Origin of the sequence: Isoalcanivorax pacificus W11-5 (assembly GCF_000299335.2) — a bacterium.
Lineage (GTDB): Bacteria > Pseudomonadota > Gammaproteobacteria > Pseudomonadales > Alcanivoracaceae > Isoalcanivorax > Isoalcanivorax pacificus.
Map to the genome: position 1 here is coordinate 2173851 of NZ_CP004387.1, position 22672 is coordinate 2196522.

At 62.3% G+C, this 22672-nt stretch carries 17 protein-coding genes and 1 tRNA gene; 8 read left to right on the forward strand and 10 right to left on the reverse strand.

Features of this window, described 5'->3' with window-relative positions:
• Nucleotides 1-18 precede the first annotated feature (18 nt).
• The 4 genes from S7S_RS09855 to S7S_RS09870 form a co-directional block, all read right to left on the reverse strand.
• A complete protein-coding gene (locus S7S_RS09855; protein ID WP_008735444.1) occupies nt 19-1710 on the reverse strand; it encodes a FimL-related protein in 1692 nt (563 codons plus the stop codon).
• 295 nt (nt 1711-2005) lie between these two features.
• The gene (dnaQ, locus tag S7S_RS09860; protein WP_008735442.1) at nt 2006-2746 is read right to left on the reverse strand and encodes a DNA polymerase III subunit epsilon; all 741 of its coding nucleotides are present in this window, start codon (nt 2744-2746) and stop codon (nt 2006-2008) included.
• On the reverse strand, nt 2743-3201 hold the full coding sequence (gene rnhA, locus S7S_RS09865) for a ribonuclease HI (RefSeq protein ID WP_008735441.1): 459 nt from the start codon (nt 3199-3201) through the stop codon (nt 2743-2745). The genes dnaQ and rnhA overlap by 4 nt, the downstream gene beginning before the upstream one ends.
• A gap of 16 nt (nt 3202-3217) precedes the next feature.
• A complete protein-coding gene (locus S7S_RS09870; RefSeq protein ID WP_008735431.1) occupies nt 3218-4003 on the reverse strand; it encodes a class I SAM-dependent methyltransferase in 786 nt (261 codons plus the stop codon).
• A gap of 162 nt (nt 4004-4165) precedes the next feature.
• Between S7S_RS09870 and gloB the strand changes: the two genes are divergently transcribed.
• From gloB to S7S_RS09910, 8 genes are all read left to right on the forward strand, one after another.
• Nucleotides 4166-4942, forward strand: coding sequence for a hydroxyacylglutathione hydrolase (gene gloB, locus S7S_RS09875; protein ID WP_008735428.1), 777 nt, complete (start codon nt 4166-4168; stop codon nt 4940-4942).
• Between the two features lie 168 nt (nt 4943-5110).
• Nucleotides 5111-6697 (forward strand): LysM peptidoglycan-binding domain-containing protein, encoded by a 1587-nt coding sequence (locus S7S_RS09880; RefSeq protein ID WP_035203916.1) that lies wholly within the window; start codon nt 5111-5113, stop codon nt 6695-6697.
• The gene (locus S7S_RS09885; RefSeq protein ID WP_008735425.1) at nt 6672-8597 is read left to right on the forward strand and encodes an extracellular solute-binding protein; all 1926 of its coding nucleotides are present in this window, start codon (nt 6672-6674) and stop codon (nt 8595-8597) included. Before S7S_RS09880 ends, S7S_RS09885 begins: the two co-directional genes overlap by 26 nt.
• 69 nt (nt 8598-8666) lie before the next feature.
• Nucleotides 8667-10457 carry an extracellular solute-binding protein gene (locus S7S_RS09890; RefSeq protein ID WP_008735422.1) on the forward strand — a complete coding sequence of 597 codons (1791 nt, stop codon included), beginning with the start codon at nt 8667-8669 and terminating at the stop codon, nt 10455-10457.
• On the forward strand, nt 10454-11542 hold the full coding sequence (locus S7S_RS09895) for a microcin C ABC transporter permease YejB (protein WP_008735417.1): 1089 nt from the start codon (nt 10454-10456) through the stop codon (nt 11540-11542). The genes S7S_RS09890 and S7S_RS09895 overlap by 4 nt, the downstream gene beginning before the upstream one ends.
• Complete coding sequence (locus S7S_RS09900) at nt 11542-12570, forward strand: ABC transporter permease (protein ID WP_008735416.1); 1029 nt, start codon at nt 11542-11544, stop codon at nt 12568-12570. Before S7S_RS09895 ends, S7S_RS09900 begins: the two co-directional genes overlap by 1 nt.
• On the forward strand, nt 12567-14177 hold the full coding sequence (locus S7S_RS09905) for an ABC transporter ATP-binding protein (RefSeq protein WP_008735415.1): 1611 nt from the start codon (nt 12567-12569) through the stop codon (nt 14175-14177). Before S7S_RS09900 ends, S7S_RS09905 begins: the two co-directional genes overlap by 4 nt.
• 163 nt (nt 14178-14340) lie before the next feature.
• Nucleotides 14341-15141 (forward strand): enoyl-ACP reductase FabI, encoded by an 801-nt coding sequence (locus S7S_RS09910; RefSeq protein ID WP_008735414.1) that lies wholly within the window; start codon nt 14341-14343, stop codon nt 15139-15141.
• A gap of 116 nt (nt 15142-15257) precedes the next feature.
• Here S7S_RS09910 and S7S_RS09915 read toward each other — a convergent pair whose 3' ends face one another.
• From S7S_RS09915 to clpP, 6 genes are all read right to left on the reverse strand, one after another.
• Nucleotides 15258-17189, reverse strand: coding sequence for a SurA N-terminal domain-containing protein (locus S7S_RS09915; RefSeq protein ID WP_008735413.1), 1932 nt, complete (start codon nt 17187-17189; stop codon nt 15258-15260).
• A gap of 305 nt (nt 17190-17494) precedes the next feature.
• Nucleotides 17495-17571: transfer RNA gene (locus S7S_RS09920), tRNA-Asp, on the reverse strand.
• A 10-nt stretch (nt 17572-17581) separates the two neighbouring features.
• Complete coding sequence (locus S7S_RS09925) at nt 17582-17854, reverse strand: HU family DNA-binding protein (RefSeq protein ID WP_008735412.1); 273 nt, start codon at nt 17852-17854, stop codon at nt 17582-17584.
• Nucleotides 17855-18051: 197 nt separating this feature from the next.
• Nucleotides 18052-20448: an endopeptidase La gene (gene lon / locus S7S_RS09930; RefSeq protein ID WP_008735411.1), complete on the reverse strand. Its 2397-nt coding sequence runs from the start codon at nt 20446-20448 to the stop codon at nt 18052-18054.
• A gap of 39 nt (nt 20449-20487) precedes the next feature.
• Nucleotides 20488-21795 carry an ATP-dependent Clp protease ATP-binding subunit ClpX gene (gene clpX, locus S7S_RS09935; RefSeq protein WP_008735410.1) on the reverse strand — a complete coding sequence of 436 codons (1308 nt, stop codon included), beginning with the start codon at nt 21793-21795 and terminating at the stop codon, nt 20488-20490.
• Between the two features lie 132 nt (nt 21796-21927).
• Complete coding sequence (clpP, locus tag S7S_RS09940) at nt 21928-22575, reverse strand: ATP-dependent Clp endopeptidase proteolytic subunit ClpP (RefSeq protein ID WP_008735409.1); 648 nt, start codon at nt 22573-22575, stop codon at nt 21928-21930.
• Nucleotides 22576-22672 lie beyond the last annotated feature (97 nt).

The following is a 22672-nucleotide window of genomic DNA, read 5'->3' on the forward strand; positions in this document are numbered from 1 at the left end:
TCGCTTCCCCATCGGCCCTCAGGCAGGCTGCGGCGCGCGCATCACCGGATAGCCCAGTTCGGCCAGGCTTTCCTCCGCCACTTCCAGTACTGCGTCACCAATGGGCTTATGTTCTTCCATACTTTCCAGATAGTAATCAATGCTCGTGATGGCGTCGGCAAGGGTTTCCATCTGCTCACGTACCGGCGCACCACTGCCGGTCAGCATCGATTGTTCGATGTACTGGCGACAGCCTTCAAGAATGGCCCGCGCGCGGTCCAGTTCCAGGAACATCAGGCCGCCGGACACACCCACCAGCACAGACGGCACGTTGCTCAGGTGCATGCGGTCGCCCTGGCTGTCGATAAAGGACGTCAGCGAGCGTTTGGTCAGGGAAATACCTGCGCGGCACTCCCCCACCACCGTCATCCGTGCTTCATCGAGCTGGTACAGGGAAATGCGGGTGTTGCGCACCTCGCGGTTGATATCGTCCGCCGGTGCAAAGCGGCGCTCCAGCGTGGCGACAGCATTCTCGACCATCAGCAGGTCATCCACCAGCGCATGGAAGTCCATGCCCTCGGGGTCCACTTCACCATTGCGCCACTGCCGCACCTGGTCCGCCCGGCCGCGAATCTGCGCGGCTTCGCGACTCTGCCCGATCATCACCAGCGTGCCGGCAAGCCGCACCAGCGTATCCGCCAGATCGCCGTAGTCGGTATCGGCCGCCCCCTGCGCCGCCATGTCCAGCGTGGACTTGATGTCGTTCAGTTCTTCTTTCAGCGCGGTCGCCACGGTCCGGATCACCGAGCCGCCGGCACCGCTCATCAGCGACAGCTCTTCCTGCAAGGCGCCGTCGGTGAAGCGCGGCCGTACCGAGAAGGCACGTTTCACCTCCCCGATCAGCCCCTGGTCCTGGGTGGCCAGCGACACCAGATAGACGCTCTCTTTTACCAGCAACAGGGGCGCGTCGCTTTCCAGCGCCCGCTCACCTTCGTAGACCAGCCGCTTGATCTGCCGGTCGAACTGCGACAACAGTTGCTTGCGCGCCGGCGTCAGGCGCATCTCATCCGCCAGCAGGGCCTCTACCGCCGCACGGGCCACCCACCAGAGGCGTCCCATCGGCGCATCGCCACACAGCCGGTCGATACGCGCCAGCGCGCGGCTGACCAGCTTCAGGCTGGTACGGCTCTCACCGCGCAGCACCCCCAGCAGCCCGACCTGGTACATGTGCCGCATGCGCCGGCACAGACGCGTCACGTCGGTGCGCGGAGTACTGGCAGGCGCGGCCGGTGGCTGGCGTTCACGGGTGACATCGACACGGAAGAAGTGACTTTCGGCGATCAGCGGTTTGCCCGCCGAGCGTCGCAGTTCATTGATCCCGCCCACCAGCAGTTCCGGCATGGCGGCGTTCTTGAGCTGCACATATTCGAGATAGCGGCCCAGCAGCACGATGGCGTTGCCCAGCGTGCCCACCATCCGCTCGGGCGTGACGCTGCGACCAATGGCCTCGGCCACCAGTTCCATTTCCTCCGCCATCAGCGCCGCTGCCGGCAATTCCAGTATCTGGCAGATGCCGCGCACCTGGTGAAACGCCTCGGCGCACACCTTCAGCTCGCCGCTGCGAGACGTATCCTCGGAGAACACTTCCAGCGCGCTCTCGGCCTGGCTGAGCGTGGCGTCGAGTTCGTCCTTGAGGAACGTCAGAGAGGTGGTATTGGTAATGGCGACCATGGACTCTCCACACACCTTTGTTTGTTATGGCCGGTCATGCTGCGCCGGCGCCTGTCGCGCCGGACCACATCCCCCAACCGGCGGCCGGCCCTGGCGGGCCGTCCCGTCTACCCCGCAGCCTGCCGGCTGCGCTCAGAACACTGCAACGGGAACCTTACCTGCCATGACACACGACAACCGTAGCAGAATCGTTGTAAGGCCGTCCCCGGCCGCACGCGCGCCTCAACAATGCGTCAACTTTATACCCTAAACAACTGAATTAACGATATTTTGTTAACCATGACACAGCGCCGGATCAGTGTTCAGCTGCGCTGTCCTGCTCCAGCTGGAGCCACAGTGCGCCCTGTTCCGACGCCCTGGCAATGCCGCCGAGCTTCGCCTCGTGTGCCGCCAGTTCGTCACCGCTGGCGCGAATTACCTTCAATGCCGGGCGATCCGGTGCCAGCCGCCGGATCGGCTCGGCGCTGGCCTCCCCGCTGCTGTTATTGCTGTCCTGGCCACCCAGCGACAGGCGCGCCTGGCCGCCGGTCATGATCAGATAGACCTCGGCCAGAATCTGGGCATCCAGCAGCGCGCCGTGCAATTCGCGGTTGAAGTTGTCGATGCCATAGCGACGACACAGCGCATCCAGGTTGTTCTTCTGCCCCGGATGCTTGGCGCGGGCCAGTTGCAGGGTGTCCAGGATCTTGCAGCGCTGTTCGATCGGCTTGTCCTGCCCCAGCCGCCGCAGTTCGTGGTTCAGGAAGCCGACGTCGAAGGCGGCGTTGTGAATGACCAGTTCCGCGCCATCGATAAACCGCAGGAAATCCTCCGCCACGGCACTGAACACCGGCTTGTCGGCCAGGAATTCACGGGTAATGCCGTGCACCTGCAAGGCGCCCTCGTCAATATCCCGCTCCGGATTCAGGTACAGGTGCAGGTTGTTGCCGGTAAGCCGGCGGCCGACCATCTCGACGCAACCGATCTCGATCACCCGGTGCCCTTCCGACGGCTCCAGGCCGGTGGTCTCGGTATCCAGTACGATCTGCCTGCTCATGACGTCGTGGCTCCTGTGCTGCGCTGCAATTCATCAATGCCCTGATTGGCGAGCTGGTCGGCGCGTTCATTGCCGGCATCGCCGCTGTGGCCCTTGACCCAGCGCCATTCAATGCTGTGCCGGGCTGCCGCCTGATCCAGCCGCTGCCACAATTCGCCGTTCTTGACCGGGCTCTTGCTGGCGGTACGCCAGCCGTTGCGCTTCCAGCCGTGAATCCATTTGGTAATGCCTTCGAGCACGTACTTCGAATCCGTGTACAGCACCACCTGGCAGGGTTGCTTCAGGGCTTCCAGCCCCTTGATCACCGCCGTCAGTTCCATCTGGTTATTGGTGGTCTGTGGCTCGCCGCCGTGCAGGGTTTTCTGCACCGTGCCATACCGCAGCAGCACTCCCCAGCCGCCGGGTCCCGGATTACCCCGGCAGGCGCCGTCGGTATACATCTCAACCTGCTTCAAACACTGATTCCCCGTGTCATTCTGTCGCGTCCGGTTCATGCCGCTGCCGCCAGCGGGCCATCGAGACCGGCACCACATTCGGCGCGGCCTGCGGCAGCGAGAAACGCGGCCTGCTCGGGCGCATTACGGCGGCGCGCTTGCGCGCCACCAGCACATAGAAAGCGCCATGCTGGGACCAGAACCTGGCACCCAGGGTATCCAGCCAGCGAAAACGCCGGCGCATGCTGCCTGCCAGCGGCAGGTTGTACAAGCCGGAGTCAAAGCCTTCCACTTCACAGGCCAGCACCTGCAGCCAGTCGCTGACGCGATGCGGCCGGATAAACCGGCCAATCCAGGGGACTTTCGAGGAATGCAGCCGGAACAGCCGCCAAAGCCCCCACAGGCCCAGCGGCTGGAAGCCGACCACCACCAGCGCGCCGCCCGGCTGCAGCGCACGTGCCAGTTGCCCCAGCACCAGGTGCGGATCATCCTCGAAATCCAGGCTGTGGTGCAGCAGCACCAGATCCAGACACTGCCGTGGCAATGGCAATTGAGACGGCCGGGCAATGATATCGACACCGGGCTGGGTCCCCAGCGTCCATTTCAACGGCATCACGCTGGACTCAAGCAGGGACTCCGGTGTCCCGGCGCAGCATTGCAACGCACGCAGGCCCGGCAGGCGCGGAAGGGCCTCCGCCAGCACGCGGCGCTCTTCGGCCAGCAACTGCTCGCCGGCCGGGGTCTTCAGCCAGGCGGCAAAGGCCGCTCCGGTATCCGGCGGCTGGCGGCGGAACGGGGCCCGGATCAGTCTCGGAATTGCCATGGCAAACGCCCCCTGTGGTAAGGTTCTGCCCGCACACGGTACGGGCCTTGCTGCTCTGGATGAGTCTAGGGCCTGGCAACACGCCTGTCATCGCCACCGGCGCGGAACCTGCCCGGATGACGGTGGTCATTTTTTCATTCCCGAGACAGCGAAGGTGCTCCCATGCTTCTGCACCCGATACCGGCCTTCAGCGACAACTATATCTGGCTGCTGGCCGACGACAACGGCAATGCGCTGGTGGTCGACCCCGGTGACGCAGCACCGGTCAGCGCCTGTCTGGCCGAACGCCGGCTGACGCTGCGTGCCATCCTGATCACCCATCATCATCCCGACCATGTGGGCGGCGTGACCCGCCTGCTGGCTGAGCATGATGTGCCGGTGTACGGCCCGGCCGGTGAGCAGATTCCCGGCCGCACCCATGCACTGGCGGACGGTGACAGCGTGCAGATCGAGGCCCCCGCGCTGCGTTTCGAGGTGCTGCATGTGCCCGGCCACACACTCGGTCATATCGCCTTTTTCACCCGTGACCACACACCGCCACTGCTGTTCTGCGGCGACACCCTGTTCGCCGCCGGCTGTGGCCGGCTGTTCGAGGGCACACCCGCGCAGATGCTGACGTCGCTGGACCGCCTCAGCGCGCTGCCGGACCAGACTCTGGTCTGCTGCGCCCATGAATACACGCTGAATAATCTGCGTTTTGCGCAAGCCGTCACACCGGATGACACTTCGGTGAATCAACGTCTGGCGCAAATGATGCATACTCGCGCATCAGGGCAGCCCACCGTGCCGGTGGTCCTTGCCGAGGAACGTCAGAGCAATCCATTCCTGCGGGTCGATGACCAGAACCTGCGTGAGGCCGTCAACGCCCACGAGCAGGCCGCACTGACAGACCGCACCGAGATTTTTGCCGCGCTCCGGCGCTGGAAAGACCAGTTCTGAACACACTGCCCGGCCGCTGCCGGGCACCATGACAGCCCGGCAGCGGTTGTCATTGCACTCTTCCGGGGCAATCCCGTGTGCCCGGGAAGATACATCTCAATACCCAAGACAAGAGCCGCCATTGCCGGGCAAGGCGGCCGCACGGGATCAACGGAGTTGGTTGAAACAATGAGCACTATTTTTCGGGTTGGCCTGCTGGGGCTTCTCACAGCGGGAATATTGGGCGGTTGTGCACTGAAACCGGCGGTCGACGACCTCGACCCCATGCCGGCGGCGACGGAGCTGACACCGGACCCCATCATCATCAGCGGTTATCCGGAATCGGTACCCGAAGCCCCCCCGGTCAGCGATGTGGACCTCTGGGGCCGGGTCCGCAACGGCTTCGCGCTGGACCTGGAGGTGGAGAACGCGCGCATCGTTGCCCAGCGCAACTGGTACAGCCGCCATCCGGCTTACCTCACTCGTATTTCCTCGCGCGCCGAGCGCTATCTGCACCATATCGTCGAGCAGGCCGAAGCGCGCGGCATGCCACTGGAGCTGGTGCTGCTGCCGGTCGTGGAAAGCGCCTTCGACCCGTTCGCCTACTCCCATGGCCGGGCCTCGGGCCCCTGGCAGTTCATCCCCTCCACCGGCAAGCATTTCGGCCTGGAACAGGACTGGTGGGCGGATCAGCGCCGCGACATCGTCGCCTCCACCGAAGCCGCCCTGACCTATCTGCAGCAACTGGCCAATCGCTTCGATGGCGACTGGCTGCTGGCGCTGGCCTCGTACAATGCGGGCGCGGGCAATGTGTCGCGCGCGATCACCCGCAACCGCAACGCCGGCAAGCCGACCGATTACTGGAGCCTGCAACTGCCCCGGGAAACCATGGCCTACGTGCCGAAACTGCTGGCGCTGGCGCAGATCGTGCGCGACCCGGAGCAGTTTGGCCTGGACATCCCGGCCATTGCCGACGAACCGTATTTCACCAGTATTGACGTCGGCGGCCAGATTGACCTGGCCCAGGCGGCCGAGATGGCGGATATCTCTCTGGAAGAGCTGTACCTGCTCAACCCCGCGTTCAATCGCTGGGCCACCTCGCCCAACGGACCACACCGCCTGCTGATCCCGGTCAGCCATGCGGACAGGTTCGCCGAGCGCATCAGCGCACTGCCACCAGAGCAGCGCATGCGCTGGCAGCGCTACAGCATCCGCCCCGGCGACAACCTGATTGCCATCGCCCGTGCACACGACACCACACCGGCCGTGCTGCGCGAGATCAACCATCTGCGCGGCAACACCATTGTCGCCGGCCGCACGCTGCTGATCCCGCAGCCGTCGCGTGATCCCGGCAGCTACAGCCTGAGCGCGGACGCCCGCCTGGACGCACGCCAGAATCGCGCCATCTCCGGCCGCCGGCAGCTTGCCCATCAGGTGGCCAGCGGCGAAACCCTGTGGGAAATCGCACGCCGCTATCGCGTCGGGGTGCGTGAACTGGCAGCATGGAACCAGATGGCGCCGGGCGACACGTTGCGCGTCGGCCAGCAACTGGCGGTCTGGACCGAGCAATCGGCCACTGCCGCCCCGGCCAGCAGGCCGGACATGGTGCGCCGGGTCCATTATTCCGTGCGACGAGGGGATTCGCTGTATGCCATTGCCAACCGCTTCAATGTGTCAGTCAACCAGATCAGTGCCTGGAACAAGATCAATGGCCAGCGCTATCTCCAGCCCGGGCAGCAACTGACCCTCTATGTGGACATTCGCGACGCACCCTGAGCGCCCGAACCCGGCAGGACGCCGCCCCGGCTGGCTGCTGGCCAGCTTTCTCTGCCTCGTCACCGGACTGGTCCGCGCCGGTGACGCCGGCAGCGGTGACGACACCACGACGCCGCAACCCGCCGCCGAACAGATCATCATCAGCCATGGCTACAGCCCGTTCGGCGAGCTGAAATACCCGGCGGATTTTCACCACTTCGATTACGTCAACCCGGACGCGCCCAAAGGCGGCACCCTGCGCCTGTTCGGCTTCGGCAGCTTCGACAGCCTGAACCCGTATGTCATCAGCGGCACCAGCCCGGCGGGCACGCCTGGCGCATCAGTGTTCGGTTTTCTGGAAACCACCGACACGCTGCTCATGGGCAGCGGCAGTCACAACCGCGTCGGGGACGAGCCCGGCAGCGCCTACGGCCTGATCGCCAAGACAGTGGAATATCCGGCCAGCCTCGACTGGGTGATCTTCCGGCTACGCCCCGAAGCCCGCTTCAGCGACGGCACCCCGATTACTGCCGAGGATGCCGTGTTCTCCTTCAACCTGCTGCGAGAACAGGGCCATCCACGCTATCAGCTGATGCTGCGAGATGTGGAAAGCGCAGAGATGCTGGATGCGCACAGCGTGCGCTATCACCTCACCGGCGACAGCCGGCGCGACCTGCCACTGGTGATCGGCGACCTGCCCGTGCTACCTGCCCACTACTGGCGCGAACGTGCCTTCGCCGGCACCCTGGAGCCCCCCGTGATCAGCAGCCCGTACCGCATCAGCCGGGTGCGGCCCGGCCGCCAGATTGTGTTCGAGCGTGTCGATAACTACTGGGCCCGTGACCTGCCGGTGAACCGGGGGCGCTACAACTTCGATCGGGTGGTGATCGATTATTACCGCGATGCGCAGGTCGGCTTCGAGGCGTTCAAGAGCGGCGGCTATGATCTGCACCTGGACTATGTTGCCAAGCACTGGGCCACGGCCTACGACGTGCCTGCTGTACGTGATGGCCGCATCCTGCGGGCCGAAATTCCACACCGCATTCCGAAACCGACACAGGCTTTCTTCATCAACCAGCGCCGTGCGCCCCTGGATGACCGCCGCGTCCGGGAGGCACTGAATCTGCTGTTCGATTTCGAGTGGACCAACCAGACCATTTTCAATGGTGCCTATGTGCGCAGCGAGAGCTGGTTTCCGAACAGTCTCAACCATGCCGAGGGGCTGCCCACAGAGCGCGAACTGGCCTTGCTCGAACCCTGGCGTGAACAATTGCCACCGGCGCTGTTTACCCAGCCCTTTCGTCACCCGGTCAGCGACGGCAGCGGCAATATCCGCGCCCGCATGCGGCAGGCGCTGGCGCTGCTGGACGAGGCCGGCTGGGCACCCCGCGGCCGGTATTTGCGGCACAAGGACACCGATGCACCGCTGAAACTGGAAATTCTCAACTACCAGACTCCCGGCATGACCCGCGTGGTGGAGCCCTGGCTGCGCAACCTGGAGCGCATCGGCATCCAGGCCAGCTACCGTGCCGTGGACCTGGCCACCTACAAAGAGCGGCTCGACCGCTTTGACTACGACATCACCATTTTCGTGCTGCCGCAGCGCGCCTACCCTGGCGCCGAGCTGGTCGATTACCTGCATTCCCGCAGCGCCGACGTACCCGGCAGCCGCAATTATTCCCGCGTCAGCGATCCGGTGGTCGACGCGCTGGTCGATGCCAGCATGAACGCCAGCACCGAAGCAGACTATCATGCCGCCATCAAGGCGCTGGACCGGGTGCTCTTGTGGCAACACTACAGCGTCCCGCACTGGTATATTGACCATCACCGTCTGGCCTGGTGGGATAAATTCGGTCGGCCGGACGCGCCGATGCCGTATATCCTCGGCACCGAGACCTGGTGGGCAAAAGGGAAACCCTGAGCGACAGACGCTGTCTCTGAACAGGAAGCCCTCGCCGGCGGCGACAACACAACAATATCGAGGAACGATATGAGAACCCTGCTTTACAGCATTGCGCTGTGCCTGTTTGCGGTGAGCGCCCAGGCCGCCCCCAAATACCACGCCATTGCCATGTACGGCACGCCCAAATACCCGGCGGAGTTCCCGCATTTCGATTACGTCAACGCCGACGCGCCCAAAGGCGGCACCCTGCGCCGCCACGTCATCGGCACCTTCGACAGCCTCAACCCTTTTATTCCACGCGGCACCCCGGCCGGCGGCATTGCGTACCTGTACGACACGCTCACCACGGCCAGCCAGGACGAACCCTTTACCCAGTACGGCCTGCTGGCAGAATTCATCGAGATGCCGGAGGACCGCAGCTGGGTCATCTATCACCTGCGCAAAGAGGCCCGTTTCGCTGATGGTGAGCCGGTGACCGCCGACGACGTGGTGTTTTCCTTCAATACGCTGGTCGAGAAAGGCTCGCCTTTCTACAGCTTTTATTACGGCGACGTCGAGAAGGTGGAAGCCCTGGACAGGCAGCGTGTGAAATTCACCTTCAAGCCGGGCGACAACCGCGAACTGGCACTGATCGTCGGCCAGTTGCAGGTGCTGCCGGCACATTACTGGAAAGACCGCGACTTCTCCCGTGGCTCCCTGGAAGCGCCGCTGGGCAGCGGCCCCTATCGCATCAGCAGCGCCGAACCCGGCAAGCGCGTGGTCTATGAGCGCCGCGCCGACTACTGGGGCAAGAACCTGCCGGTGAACCGCGGCCAGTACAATTTTGATCGCATCACGCTGGAATATTTCCTCGATGACACCGTGGCGCTGGAAGCCTTCAAGGCCGGTCGCTATGACATGCGGCTGGAAAACATCGCCGCCAACTGGGCCACCGGCTACCAGGGCCCGGCGCTCAACCGCGGCGACTACGTGCTGGAAACGTTTCAGCACAGCCTGCCCACCGGCATGCAGGGCTTTGTCTATAACCTGCGCCGGCCGTTGTTCCAGGACCGCACCCTGCGCAAGGCACTGGCCTACGCACTGGATTTCGAGTGGACCAACCAGAACATCTTCCACGGCCAGTACCGCCGCACCCGCAGCTACTTCCAGAACTCCGAACTGGCCGCCACCGGCCTGCCATCCGAGGACGAACTGAAGCTGCTGACACCACTGCGTGACAAGCTGCCGCCGGAAGTGTTCACGCAAGCCTATGCGCCCCCCAGCAGCGATGGCTCCGGCCGTCCCCGGCAGAACCTGCTGACCGCGCAGAAGCTGCTCCAGGAGGCTGGCTATACCGTCCGCGACAACCAGCTCTACACCCCGGACAACCAGCCCGTGCGCTTTGAAATCCTGATCGACAACCCGACCTGGGAGCGTATCGCGATGCCGTTTGCGCGCAATCTGCGCGCCATCGGTGTACACACGGAAGTACGCCGCGTTGACCAGCCACAATATGTCGAGCGCATGCGCAATTTTGATTTCGACATGGTCGTCAACGTGTTCCCGCAATCCAACTCACCGGGCAACGAGCAGCGCGATTTCTGGCATTCCAGCGCCGCCGGGCGCCCCGATTCGCGCAATATCATCGGCCTGCAGGACCCGGCCATCGACACACTGGTGGACGCAGTAATCAGCGCCCGCAGCCGCGAGGCATTGATCACCAGCACGCGGGCACTGGACCGTGCGCTGCAATGGGGTTACTACGTGATCCCGAACTGGAACCTGGATTATTTCCGCGTCGCCTACAGCAAGCATCTGGCACACCCGGCACGGAACGCGCCTTACGGCCTGCCACTGGATGCCTGGTGGGACAAGCGCTCAACCCGGGACGCTGAATGAGCGGTTATTTTCTCCGGCGCCTGCTGCTGATCATTCCCACGCTGTTCGGCATCCTGCTGTTGAACTTTGTCATCGTGCAGGCCGCACCCGGTGGCCCGGTCGAACGCATGATCGCGCAGTTGCGTGGCATGGATGCAGGCGCCGGTGGCCAGTTCGCGGGGAGCCGGGCGGATTTTGTCGCCACCGACACCGGAGGTGGCAGCAGCTATCGCGGCTCCCAGGGCCTGCCGCCGGAACTGCTGGAACGCATCGAAAAGCTGTACGGCTTCGACAAACCGGCCCATGAGCGTTTCTGGCTGATGGTACGTAACTACCTCAGCTTTGATTTCGGTGAATCCTATTACCGCGACCGCAGTGTCACCGAACTGATCGTCGAGCGCTTGCCGGTGTCCATTTCCCTCGGACTGTGGAGCACGCTGATCACCTATCTGGTGTCGATCCCCCTCGGTATCCGCAAGGCAGTGCGCCACGGCACACCGTTCGATGTCTGGAGCAGCAGCCTGGTGATTGTCGGCTATGCCATACCCAGCTTCCTGTTCGCCATCCTGCTGATCGTCCTGTTTGCCGGCGGCAGTTACCTGGACTGGTTTCCGCTGCGCGGGCTGACCTCCGACAACTGGGCCCAACTCAGCCTGCCCGGCAAAGTCGTCGACTATTTCTGGCATATCGCCCTGCCAACCATCGCCATCGTGATCGGCAACTTCGCCACCCTGACCATGCTCACCAAAAACTCATTTCTCGATGAAATCAGCAAGCTCTATGTGCAGACCGCCCGCGCCAAGGGCCTGACTGAAAATCAGGTGCTCTACCGGCACGTATTCCGCAATGCCATGCTGATCATCATTGCCGGTTTTCCGGCGGCGTTTATCAGCATGTTCTTCAGCGGCGTGCTGCTGATCGAGTACATTTTCTCGTTGGATGGCCTGGGCCTGCTCGGTTTTGAATCGGTGATCAACCGCGACTACCCGGTGGTGTTCGGCACGCTGTTTATCTTCACCCTGATCGGACTGCTGCTGAAACTGGTCAGCGACCTGACCTACATGCTGGTCGATCCGCGCATCGATTTCGGCCGGAGAGACCTGTAATGCGGTTCAGCAATCCCGTCTTCCAGCGCCAGTGGAACACCTTTCGCAGCAACCGCCGCGGCTACTGGTCGCTGTGGCTGTTCAGCATCCTGTTCGTGCTCTGCCTGGGCGCCGAGCTGATTGCCAACGACAGGCCGCTGGTGCTCAGCTACCAGAGCGAACTGTACTTCCCGGTGCTCAAGGTCTATCCGGAAACCACCTTTGGCGGCATGTTCGAAACCGAAGCCAATTACCGCGACCCGTTCGTGAAGGAACTGATCGAGCAAGACGGCTGGATCGTCTGGCCGGTCATTCCGTTCAGCCATGACACCATCAACTACGATCTGACCGTCCCCTCGCCCGCCCCGCCCTCCTCTGACAACTGGCTGGGTACCGACGATCAGGGCCGCGATGTACTGGCACGCATTCTCTATGGTTTTCGCATTTCGGTACTGTTTGGCCTGATCCTGGCACTGGCGAGCAGTGTCATCGGCATCGCCGTCGGCGCCATGCAGGGTTACTACGGCGGCTGGACCGATCTGGCCGGGCAGCGCTTTATCGAAATCTGGTCGAGCATGCCGATCCTCTACCTGATCATCATCCTGTCCAGCTTCGTGGTGCCGAATTTCTGGTGGCTGCTGTTGATCATGCTGCTGTTTTCCTGGATGACCCTGGTGGATCTGGTGCGGGCGGAATTCCTGCGCTGCCGGAACCTGGATTACGTGCGGGCCGCACGGGCGCTCGGTGTCTCGGCGCCGGTGATCATGTTCCGGCACATGCTGCCCAATGCCATGGTCGCCACCCTGACGTTCCTGCCCTTCATCCTCAACGGCGCCATCGTCACCCTGACCACGCTGGATTTCATCGGCTTTGGCCTGCCGCCGGGCTCCCCCTCGCTGGGCGAACTGCTCGGCCAGGGCAAGGCCAACCTGCATGCACCCTGGCTCGGCATCAGCGCCTTTGTCTCGCTGGCGCTGATCCTGTCGCTGCTGATCTTCATTGGCGAAGCGGTACGCGATGCCTTCGACCCGAGGAAGTACCTGCAATGAGCCGGCTGGAAATCCGCAACCTGAGTGTCCGATTCGGCACCGACCAGCCACCGGTGGTGGATGATGTGTCACTGAGTCTCACGGCCGGCCGCATGCTGGCCCTGGTCGGTGAATCCGGTTCCGGCAAATCCGTCACCGCGCTGTCGATTTTGCGGCTGCTGCCCCCGCAGGCCAGCGTCCAGGCCATGGCCATGACCCTCAACGACGAAGACATCCTGCATCTGCCGGAAAACGCGCTGCGCGGTCTGCGCGGCGGCCGTATCGGCATGGTGTTCCAGGAACCACTGAGCGCACTCAATCCACTGCACACCGTGGAAAAACAGATCAACGAAAGCCTGGCCATTCACCAGGGGCTGTCCCGCAACGCCGCCCGTCAGCGCACGCTGGAATTGCTGGAGCAGGTGCACCTGCCGGAGCCGGACACCATGCTCGGGCGCTATCCGCATCAGTTGTCCGGCGGCCAGCGCCAGCGGGTCATGATTGCCCTGGCACTGGCCAACAATCCCAGCGTGCTGATCGCCGACGAGCCCACCACTGCTCTGGATGTGACGGTACAGGCCGGCATTCTGGACCTGCTCAAGCAATTGCAGGCGGAGCTGGGACTGGCGGTACTGCTGATTACCCACGATCTCGGCGTGGTCGCCCGCTACGCCGAGGATATCGCGGTCATGCACCATGGCCGCATCGTGGAAACCGGCGCCACCGAACAGGTACTGGCCGCACCGCAGGACGACTACACGCGGCACCTGCTGGCGGCCGAACCCGGCGGCGAGCCGCCGGTGCCGGACCCGGGGCGTCCCGTGCACCTGCAGACCCGCGATCTGCAAGTGCGTTTCGTGCAGAACAGCAGCGGCCTGCTGGCGCGCAAACAGTATTTCCACGCGGTGGACGGCGTCGACCTGACACTGCGGCGCGGCGAAACGCTCGGCGTGGTCGGCGAAAGCGGCAGCGGCAAATCAACGCTGGCGCTGGCGATCCTGCGGCTGCTGGAAAGCCGGGGCGAGATATGGCTGGAAGACACCCGGCTCGACGCGCTGCGTGGCAACCGCCAGTTGCGCCCCTGGCGGGCACGCATGCAGGTGGTCTTCCAGGACCCCTGGAGCACCCTCAACCCACGCATGACCGTGGGCCAGATCATCGAGGAAGGCCTCAAGGTACACCAGCGCCAGATGCCGCAGGCGCAACGCGAACAGAACGTGGCCACCATGCTCACCGAAGTGGGCCTGCCGGCAGAATGTCGGCATCGCTACCCGCATGAATTTTCCGGCGGCCAGCGCCAGCGCATCGCCATTGCCCGGGCCCTGATCCTGCGTCCGGCGCTGCTGGTGCTGGATGAACCCACCTCGGCTCTGGACCGCAGCGTACAGCATCAGGTGCTGGAGCTGCTGCGTGACCTGCAGGCGCGCCATGCGCTGTCCTATGTGTTTATCAGCCATGATCTGAAACTGGTACGCGCCATCAGCCACGAACTGATCGTGATGCGTCACGGCAAGGCGCTGGAAAGCGGCCCCACCGAGGCCATCTTCCGCGCCCCGCAGCACGACTACACCCGCAGCCTGATCGACGCTGCGTTCAGCACCGAACGGAAATACCAGGTTGCATTTTAGCGGTGTGGCACGGGGCGGTTTTCCGCTACCGTGCAGGCAGCACGCGACTGCCCGGTCAGTTCGCAAGCGCTTTCCCGGCGGCCTGCTATACTTGCCGCCACCCGATGTCACGCACCACGCCTGACATCCCGGACACTACGGATTCGCATCGAGAGGACTACACATGGGCTTTCTTGCCGGCAAACGCTATCTGATCGTGGGTATCGCCAGTCAACGCTCCATCGCCTGGGGTATTGCCGAAGCCATGCATCGCGAAGGCGCCGAACTCGCCTTCACTTATCAGAACGACAAACTGAAATCCCGCGTCGAAGGCGCCGCCGAGGAATTCGGCAGCCGCAAGGAACTGTGCTTCCCCTGCGATGTGGCCAACGACACCGAGATCGACGCCGTCTTCAGCAGCCTGGGCAAACACTGGGACGGGCTGGATGGTATTGTCCACGCGGTCGGTTTTGCGCCCGCCCATGAGCTGGATGGCAACTTCGTCGACGTCGCTACCCGTGAGGGTTTCCGCATCGCGCACGAAATCTCCAGCTACAGTTTCGTTGCCCTGGCCAAGGCCGGGCACGCCATGATGAAGGGCCGCAACGGTTCACTGCTGACGCTGACGTACCACGCCTCGCAACAGACCGTGCCGAACTACAACGTCATGGGCATGGCCAAGGCCAGCCTGGAAGCCAGCGTGCGTTACCTGGCGGCCAGCATGGGGCCGGAAGGCATTCGCGTGAATGCAATCTCCGCTGGCCCGATCCGTACCCTGGCAGCTTCCGGTATCAAGAAATTCCGCAGCATGCTGGACCAGAACGCGTCCAAGGCGCCCCTGCGTCGCAACGTGACCATCGAGGAAGTGGGCAACGCCGCTGCGTTCCTGTGTTCCGATCTGGCCTCCGGCATCACCGCAGAAATCATGTATGTGGACGCCGGCGCCAATACATCCGCGATGTCCATGGACAGCGCCGGCGAATAACCACCCCGGTTTCTCCAGCCCAACAAAAAACACCGCCTGATCAGCGGTGTTTTTTGTTGGCGCTGTTGCGCGCCTGTCGGGCCCGGCGCCCTGCTTTCGCAGTGCGCCGGCACAGATCATTCTTCCACGGTGCCCGCCAGACGATCGTTGTAGATTTTCACCTTGCCGTTCTCACGCAGCCAGCTCACCACCTTGCGGAAGCTGCCAGCACCCTCAAGCTCACCCAACTGTGCCAGGGCCGCGCGCTGCTGCGTCTCGGTGAGGCCTTCCGGGTCGCCGTCGCGGACAGCGTCCAGCATCACGGCAACCAGATCGCCATTGCCCAGACGCATCACTTGTGCGGCGCCGGCCTCACCTTCTGCAGGGCGCGGCAGGCGGAATGCCCGCTCGATCAGTTCCGCATCCGGTTGTGTGGCACCACGCTCCAGATCATCCGCCGTGCTGACATCGCGGCTCCAGAGCCCCGACAGCGCCGCCAGATCCTGGCCGTCAGCCAGGGCAGCCTCGCCTTCTGCGGCCATGCTTTCCAGACGCTCCTGGGCAGCTGCCAATTGCAGACGGCGAACGATGGTGTCGCGCACCTCGGCCAGTGAAATCTGCTCTTCCGGCTGCGTTTCCGCTACGCGGAACACCACATAGCGGCCTTCGGCCAGTTCCACCAGCGGGCTGTTCTGGCCCTGCTCGCGTACGGCCTGATTGTTCAGCTCCCGCATGACAACCTGCTCCTGCGCGATACCTTCCGGTGCGCTCAGCGGGAAAAACCCGGTCTGCTGCAAGCTCACGCCGAGCGTTTCGGCCGGCACCTGCAGGTCCGGATGTTCAAACGCCATCTCTTCCAGCCGGGCCACGTCATCGGCCAGGCGGTTTTCTGCCTGGGCCGTTTTCAGCTCATCGACAATGCTCTCGCGCAGTTCGTCAAAGGATGGCAGCGAACGCTGGTTGATCTGCGTGACGGTCAGCAGATGCACCCCGGCATCACTGACCACCGGCGCAGACACCTCGCCCTCGGCCAGTGCAAACACGGCAGCTTCCATGGCTTCCGGCAGGTCACCACGGCCAATCACACCCAGCGCACCGCCGGCACTGGCGCTGGCAGAGTCATCGGAGCTTGCCTGCGCCACGTCAGCGAAATCGGCACCGGCCTCGATCTGTTCACGCAGTTCCGCAGCACGGGCCAGCGCGTCCGCTTCGGAGACACCCTCTTTCTCGGCGACCAGGATGTGCGACACACGACGGCGCTCCTGTTGCGCGGCCACCGTCTTGAACATTTCCTCACGCGCCTGGTATTCCTCGCGCACCTGCGCCTCGGTCACCTGGATATCGTCCAGGTACGCGCCACGGTCGAGTTCGATGTACTGCAGGCGGAACTCCTGCGGACGCATGAACTCACGCTGGTTGTCTTCGTAGAACGCCTGCACCTGTTCATCGCTGATATCGAAATCACTCAGCAGGCTCTCGGCGCTGACACGGATGTAGCTGATGTCGCGACGCTGCTCGCCCAGGCGACGCAGATCGGCCAGCTCATAGGGCAAGCCGAAGTCGGTGTCCTCGAAACCGGAGCGCATCTGGTTCATGAGCATGTCATCGCGCAGCACCCCCAGGAACGAGGTCGGGGTATACCCCATGTTGCGCACCTGACGGTCAAAGATCTGCTGGGAAAAACGACCGTTCTGGTCCTGGAATTCCTCAAAGCGCATCAGCGAGCGAGCGGCCTGTTCCTCGGACACTTTCATGCCGGCGTCATTGGCGGCATGAAGGATCAGCGCGTTATTGACCAGCCCCTGCAGGACCATGCCAGGGTTGATGAAGTTGTCCAGCAATTGCGGATCGATATCCGGTGATTGCTGGCGCAGGTTCATCCGCGTCTGCTGGACCCGTTGCTCCACCACATTGCGATAAATGCTGGTGCCCTCGACCTCAGCCACCACATCACCGCCGCTACCGCCGGTGAAATAGCCGTAGAACGCGGAAATCACGAAAGGCAGAATGATCAATGCCAGAAGAATCTTGCCCCCTGGCCCGCGCAAGAAGTTTCTGAACCCCTGCATTATTATCTCCGTATACGGAACACCCGACCGGCTCATGCGACCACGACGGCCCGCCCTGGTTGCCCGAGGCGCCGCACAGCGGCTGTCTGGTGGGAGTCCCCTCTCGATTGACTGTCCCGGCAAGGGCCGGGGTTTTAAGCAAGTCCGTATATATAGGCTACCTGAGGCTGACTGACAACAGCCGACCCCGGAAAAGACGGTCGAAAACCACCTTTGCCCACTCTGACCACGCTGATCCGGCAGGTTCCCCCGATACCTGACGCCCCAAAACAAAAAAGCGCATCCGGATGGATACGCTTTCCTGATGGCGGAGCGGACGGGACTCGAACCCGCGACCCCCGGCGTGACAGGCCGGTATTCTAACCGACTGAACTACCGCTCCGGTACACGCCTCAGTTCACTGCGTCTTTCAGTGCCTTGCCGGCTTTGAAGCCCGGGACATTGGCAGCAGCGATCTTGATGGTCTGGCCGGTTTGCGGGTTGCGACCTTCGCGCTCAGCGCGCTGTTTCACAGTAAAGGTGCCAAAACCCACCAGAGAGACACTGTCACCGCTCTTGAGAGCCTTGGTAACGGCTTCAATGGTGGCATCCAGTGCACGACCGGCATCAGCCTTGGAAATATCAGCTGTAGCTGCAATAGCATCAATCAGTTCTGATTTGTTCACAAAAATCCCCTTTTTTGATTTCCGGTTTTCCACTGGAGCGCTCGGTGCGTCCCTGCAACGGAAGCCGCCTTTATACCAACGAGCCTGAAACCCGTCAAGGAAGCGACCTGCAGCGCCGCCGAGCGTTTACATTTGCTGATCAAGCTTTTTCAAATCAGCAACACATCCCACTGACTTTCTGCACAAATGTGCGTTTATCAATGGGTACTGACCCGATCCGCATCCGACTTTTTACCATCCTCTGCGGTGGCGAGTTCCTCTTCCACTTCCGCCTCACTCAGCGGCGTGGGCATATGCTGCAACGCAACCTCGAGTACCTGGTCGATCCACTTGACCGGCCTGATCTCCAGCGCGGCCTTGATATTCTCCGGAATCTCTTTCAGATCCCGCTCGTTTTCCTGTGGAATCAGCACGGTCTTGATACCGCCACGGTGTGCGGCCAGCAGTTTTTCCTTCAGACCACCAATCGGCAGCACCTGGCCACGCAACGTGATTTCGCCGGTCATCGCCACTTCCGCACGCACCGGAATACCGGTCAGGACGGACACCAGCGAAGTACACATGGCGACACCCGCGCTCGGACCATCCTTCGGCGTTGCCCCTTCCGGTACGTGGATGTGGAAGTCATTGCGCTCAAGCTGCTTGCGACGGATACCGAGAGTGCGGGCGCGGCTCTTCACCACCGTATAGGCAGCGCGAATCGATTCCTGCATCACATCACCCAGCGAGCCGGTCATGGTGACCACGCCCTTGCCTGGCGTGGAGACGCCTTCGATGGTCAGCAGCTCCCCGCCCACCGAGGTCCAGGCCAGCCCGGTCACCTGGCCGATCTGGTCCTGTTCTTCAGCACGGCCGAAGCTGTACTTGCGTACACCCAGGTAATGCTCGACATCATCCACACCGACTTTCACCGGCTCGGTGCTGGAGGCCAGCAGATGCTCCTTCACGACCTTCCGGCAGACCTTGCTGATCTCGCGCTCCAGCCCCCGCACGCCCGCTTCGCGGGTGTAATGCCGCACGATATGCTGCAACGCGTCTTCATCGAGAGTGAGCTCGCCTTTCTTCAGGCCGTTCGCTTCAGCCTGTTTCGGCACCAGATACTGGCGCGCGATATTGATTTTCTCATCCTCGGTGTAGCCCGGGATGCGGATCACTTCCATCCGGTCCAGCAGCGGCGCCGGGATGTTCATCGAGTTCGAGGTACAGATGAACAGGGTCTCGGACAGGTCGTAGTCCACTTCAAGATAATGATCATTGAAGGAATTGTTCTGCTCCGGATCGAGCACCTCCAGCAGTGCGGACGACGGGTCGCCACGCATGTCCATGCCCATCTTGTCCACTTCATCGAGCAGGAACAGCGGATTGCGTACACCGACCTTGGACAGCTTCTGCATCACCTTGCCCGGCAGTGAGCCGATGTAGGTACGGCGGTGACCACGAATTTCCGCCTCGTCACGCACACCGCCCAGCGCCATGCGCACGAACTTGCGGTTGGTGGCCTTGGCGATCGACTGCCCCAGCGAGGTCTTGCCGACACCCGGCGGGCCGACCAGACACAGCACAGGCCCTTTTACCTTGCCGACGCGACTCTGCACTGCGAGAAATTCAAGGATGCGGTCTTTCACTTCTTCCAGACCGTAATGATCCTGGTCGAGAATTTCCTGCGCTGCCTTCAGATCATTGCGCACCTTGCTGCGTTTTTTCCACGGCACGCTGACCATCCAGTCCAGATAGCTGCGTACCACAGTGGCTTCTGCAGACATCGGCGACATCATGCGCAGCTTGCTCAGCTCCGCCAGAGCCTTGTCACGGGCATCCTTCGGCATGCCGGCTGCGTGGATCTTCTTCTCCAGCTCTTCCAGCTCGTTGCCGCCTTCATCCATCTCGTCGAGTTCTTTCTGAATGGCTTTCATCTGCTCATTCAGGTAGTACTCGCGCTGGCTTTTTTCCATCTGTTTCTTCACACGACCGCGAATCCGCTTCTCGACATTGAAGATGTCGATTTCGGATTCCATCAGCGCAATCAGATGTTCCACCCGCTCGCGGGTGTCCGCCATTTCCAGCACTTCCTGCTTTTCTTCCAGCTTCAGTTGCAGGTGTGCGGCAATGGTGTCGGCCAGGCGGCTCAACTCGTCAATGGACGACACCGAACTGACGATTTCCGGGGCCACCTTTTTCGACAGCTTGACGTACTGTTCGAACTGCGCCATCAGGCTCTTGCCCAGCGCTTCGGATTCATTTTCCGGCGGCAGGCGCTCGCCCAGCTCGCGGGCGTCGGCCAGCGCACACTCTTCGTTGAACTCGACGCGCACCACATGCGCACGGCCACTGCCCTCCACCAGCACCTTCACGGTACCGTCGGGCAGACGGAGCATTTGCAGAATGGTGGATACGGTGCCGACGCGATGCAGATCGGTTTCGTTCGGATCGTCATCGGACGCATTGCGCTGGGCGACCAGCAGGACCTGCTTGTCGCCGGCCATGGCCACTTCCAGCGCACGAATGGATTTGGCGCGGCCCACGAACAGCGGGATCACCATATGCGGATACACCACTACATCACGCAGCGGTAACAGGGGAATATCTTTCAGCACGACAGGCCTCGTAGCCAAGTGTCGGAAATGCCCCGGGGATTAATCCGGGGCCACCTTGGAGGGCTGCTCGCTGCGCTCGTAGATCAGCAGCGGCTCCGATTCGCCCTTGATGGTTGCGGCATCGATCACCACCTTGGCCACCCCTTCCTGGGACGGCACCTGGTACATGGTGTCCAGCAACACATTCTCAAGGATCGAACGCAGCCCGCGCGCACCGGTCTTGCGTTCCATGGCCTTGTGGGCCACGGCGCGCAGTGCGTCCTCGCGGAAGTCCAGTTCCACCCCTTCCATGTCAAACAGGCGTCCGTACTGTTTGGTCAGCGCATTGCGCGGCTCGGTCAGGATCTGGATCAGCGCCTCTTCCGAGAGCTCTTCCAGCGTCGCGATCACCGGCAAACGGCCAATGAACTCGGGGATCAGACCAAACTTGATCAGGTCCTCCGGCTCCACATCGGCCAGGGTCTGGCCAACGTTGACGGTTTTGTCCTTGCTCTTCACTTCTGCGGAGAAACCGATACCGCCCTTTTCGGAACGGTCACGGATGATTTTCTCCAGGCCGGCAAAAGCGCCGCCACAGATGAACAGGATGTTGGAGGTGTCCACCTGCAGGAATTCCTGCTGCGGATGCTTGCGCCCGCCCTGCGGCGGCACGGAAGCAACCGTGCCTTCGATCAGCTTCAGCAATGCCTGCTGGACGCCTTCGCCGGACACGTCACGGGTAATCGACGGGTTGTCGGACTTGCGCGAGATCTTGTCGATCTCGTCAATGTAGACGATGCCCATCTGCGCGCGTTCGACATCGTAGTCGCACTTCTGCAGCAGTTTCTGGATGATGTTCTCGACATCCTCGCCCACATAACCGGCTTCGGTCAGCGTGGTGGCATCGGCAATGGTGAACGGCACGTTCAGCAGCCGCGCCAGCGTTTCAGCCAGCAACGTCTTGCCACTGCCGGTCGGGCCGATCAGCAGGATGTTGCTCTTGCCAAGCTCGATTTCCTCGCCTTTCTTGCCACCGCCCTTGACGGTCTTGCTGTCACCGCTGCGCAACCGCTTGTAGTGGTTGTACACCGCAACGGAAAGCACTTTCTTGGCCCGTTCCTGACCGATGACGTAATCGTCGAGGGTATCTTTGATCTCGTGGGGTTTCGGCAGACGCTGCGCGTCATCCTCCGCGGTGTCTTCGCTGACTTCCTCACGGATGATGTCGTTGCACAGGTCCACACACTCATCACAAATAAACACCGAAGGACCGGCAATCAACTTGCGCACTTCATGCTGGCTTTTGCCGCAAAATGAGCAGTACAGCAGCTTGCCGTCTTCGCTCTTTCCGCCGGTATGGTCGGTCATCAGGATAGCCTCTCACTGCGCTTGTTACTGAAGATGCAGGCAACAGCGGGCATTTTCAAGGCCCGCTGCCCCTGCGACCGGGACGACAAATGGTTAAATTTCAACCATTTTGAGTGAACATCCCGGCCCTGTTCAGGCTGCCCGTTTGGTAAGTACCTGATCTACAAGCCCATAGGCCTTGGCAGCCTCGGCGTCCATGAAGTTGTCACGGTCCGTATCACGCTCCACGCGCTCCAGATCCATGCCGGTGTGGTGGGACAACAGCTCGTTCAGCCGCGATTTGATCTTGAGGATCTCCCGGGCGTGAATCTCGATATCCGAGGCCTGACCCTGGAAACCGCCCAGCGGCTGGTGAATCATGATGCGCGAGTTCGGCAGCGCAAAGCGCTTGCCCTGCTCGCCTGCTGCCAGCAAAAAGGCCCCCATGCTGGCCGCCTGGCCGATGCACATGGTCGAGACTGCCGGCTTGATGAACTGCATGGTGTCATAAATCGACATCCCGGCAGTCACGGAACCGCCCGGGCTATTGATATACAGGTGGATGTCCTTGTCCGGGTTTTCCGATTCCAGGAACAGCATCTGCGCCACGATCAGGTTGGCCATGTGGTCTTCCACCTGGCCGACCAGGAAAATCACCCGTTCCTTGAGCAGACGGGAATAGATGTCAAAAGACCGCTCGCCACGGGCGGTCTGCTCGATCACCATCGGGACCAGACCCAGCGCCGAGGTGTTCTGCGCGGGGGTGCCGGTCATGGATGTAATAGCGCTCATATCGATCATTCGCGGGTTCCTGCATAAAAAGATGCTTCTCTGCATCTTATGACGGCACCTGAAGCGCGTCCATAAACCGGACGTGAATCGCCGCCTGGTTGCACAA

Bases quoted from the DNA above. Each gene is read 5' to 3' on its own strand.
- S7S_RS09855 (WP_008735444.1), bottom strand. From the start codon at position 1,710: ATGGTCGCCATTACCAATACCACCTCTCTGACGTTCCTCAAGGACGAA.
- dnaQ (WP_008735442.1), bottom strand. From the start codon at position 2,746: ATGAGCAGGCAGATCGTACTGGATACCGAGACCACCGGCCTGGAGCCG.
- S7S_RS09870 (WP_008735431.1), bottom strand. From the start codon at position 4,003: ATGGCAATTCCGAGACTGATCCGGGCCCCGTTCCGCCGCCAGCCGCCG.
- gloB (WP_008735428.1), top strand. From the start codon at position 4,166: ATGCTTCTGCACCCGATACCGGCCTTCAGCGACAACTATATCTGGCTG.
- S7S_RS09880 (WP_035203916.1), top strand. From the start codon at position 5,111: ATGAGCACTATTTTTCGGGTTGGCCTGCTGGGGCTTCTCACAGCGGGA.
- S7S_RS09885 (WP_008735425.1), top strand. From the start codon at position 6,672: ATGTGGACATTCGCGACGCACCCTGAGCGCCCGAACCCGGCAGGACGC.
- S7S_RS09890 (WP_008735422.1), top strand. From the start codon at position 8,667: ATGAGAACCCTGCTTTACAGCATTGCGCTGTGCCTGTTTGCGGTGAGC.
- S7S_RS09895 (WP_008735417.1), top strand. From the start codon at position 10,454: ATGAGCGGTTATTTTCTCCGGCGCCTGCTGCTGATCATTCCCACGCTG.
- S7S_RS09900 (WP_008735416.1), top strand. From the start codon at position 11,542: ATGCGGTTCAGCAATCCCGTCTTCCAGCGCCAGTGGAACACCTTTCGC.
- S7S_RS09905 (WP_008735415.1), top strand. From the start codon at position 12,567: ATGAGCCGGCTGGAAATCCGCAACCTGAGTGTCCGATTCGGCACCGAC.
- S7S_RS09910 (WP_008735414.1), top strand. From the start codon at position 14,341: ATGGGCTTTCTTGCCGGCAAACGCTATCTGATCGTGGGTATCGCCAGT.
- S7S_RS09915 (WP_008735413.1), bottom strand. From the start codon at position 17,189: ATGCAGGGGTTCAGAAACTTCTTGCGCGGGCCAGGGGGCAAGATTCTT.
- clpX (WP_008735410.1), bottom strand. From the start codon at position 21,795: ATGACCGACCATACCGGCGGAAAGAGCGAAGACGGCAAGCTGCTGTAC.
- clpP (WP_008735409.1), bottom strand. From the start codon at position 22,575: ATGATCGATATGAGCGCTATTACATCCATGACCGGCACCCCCGCGCAG.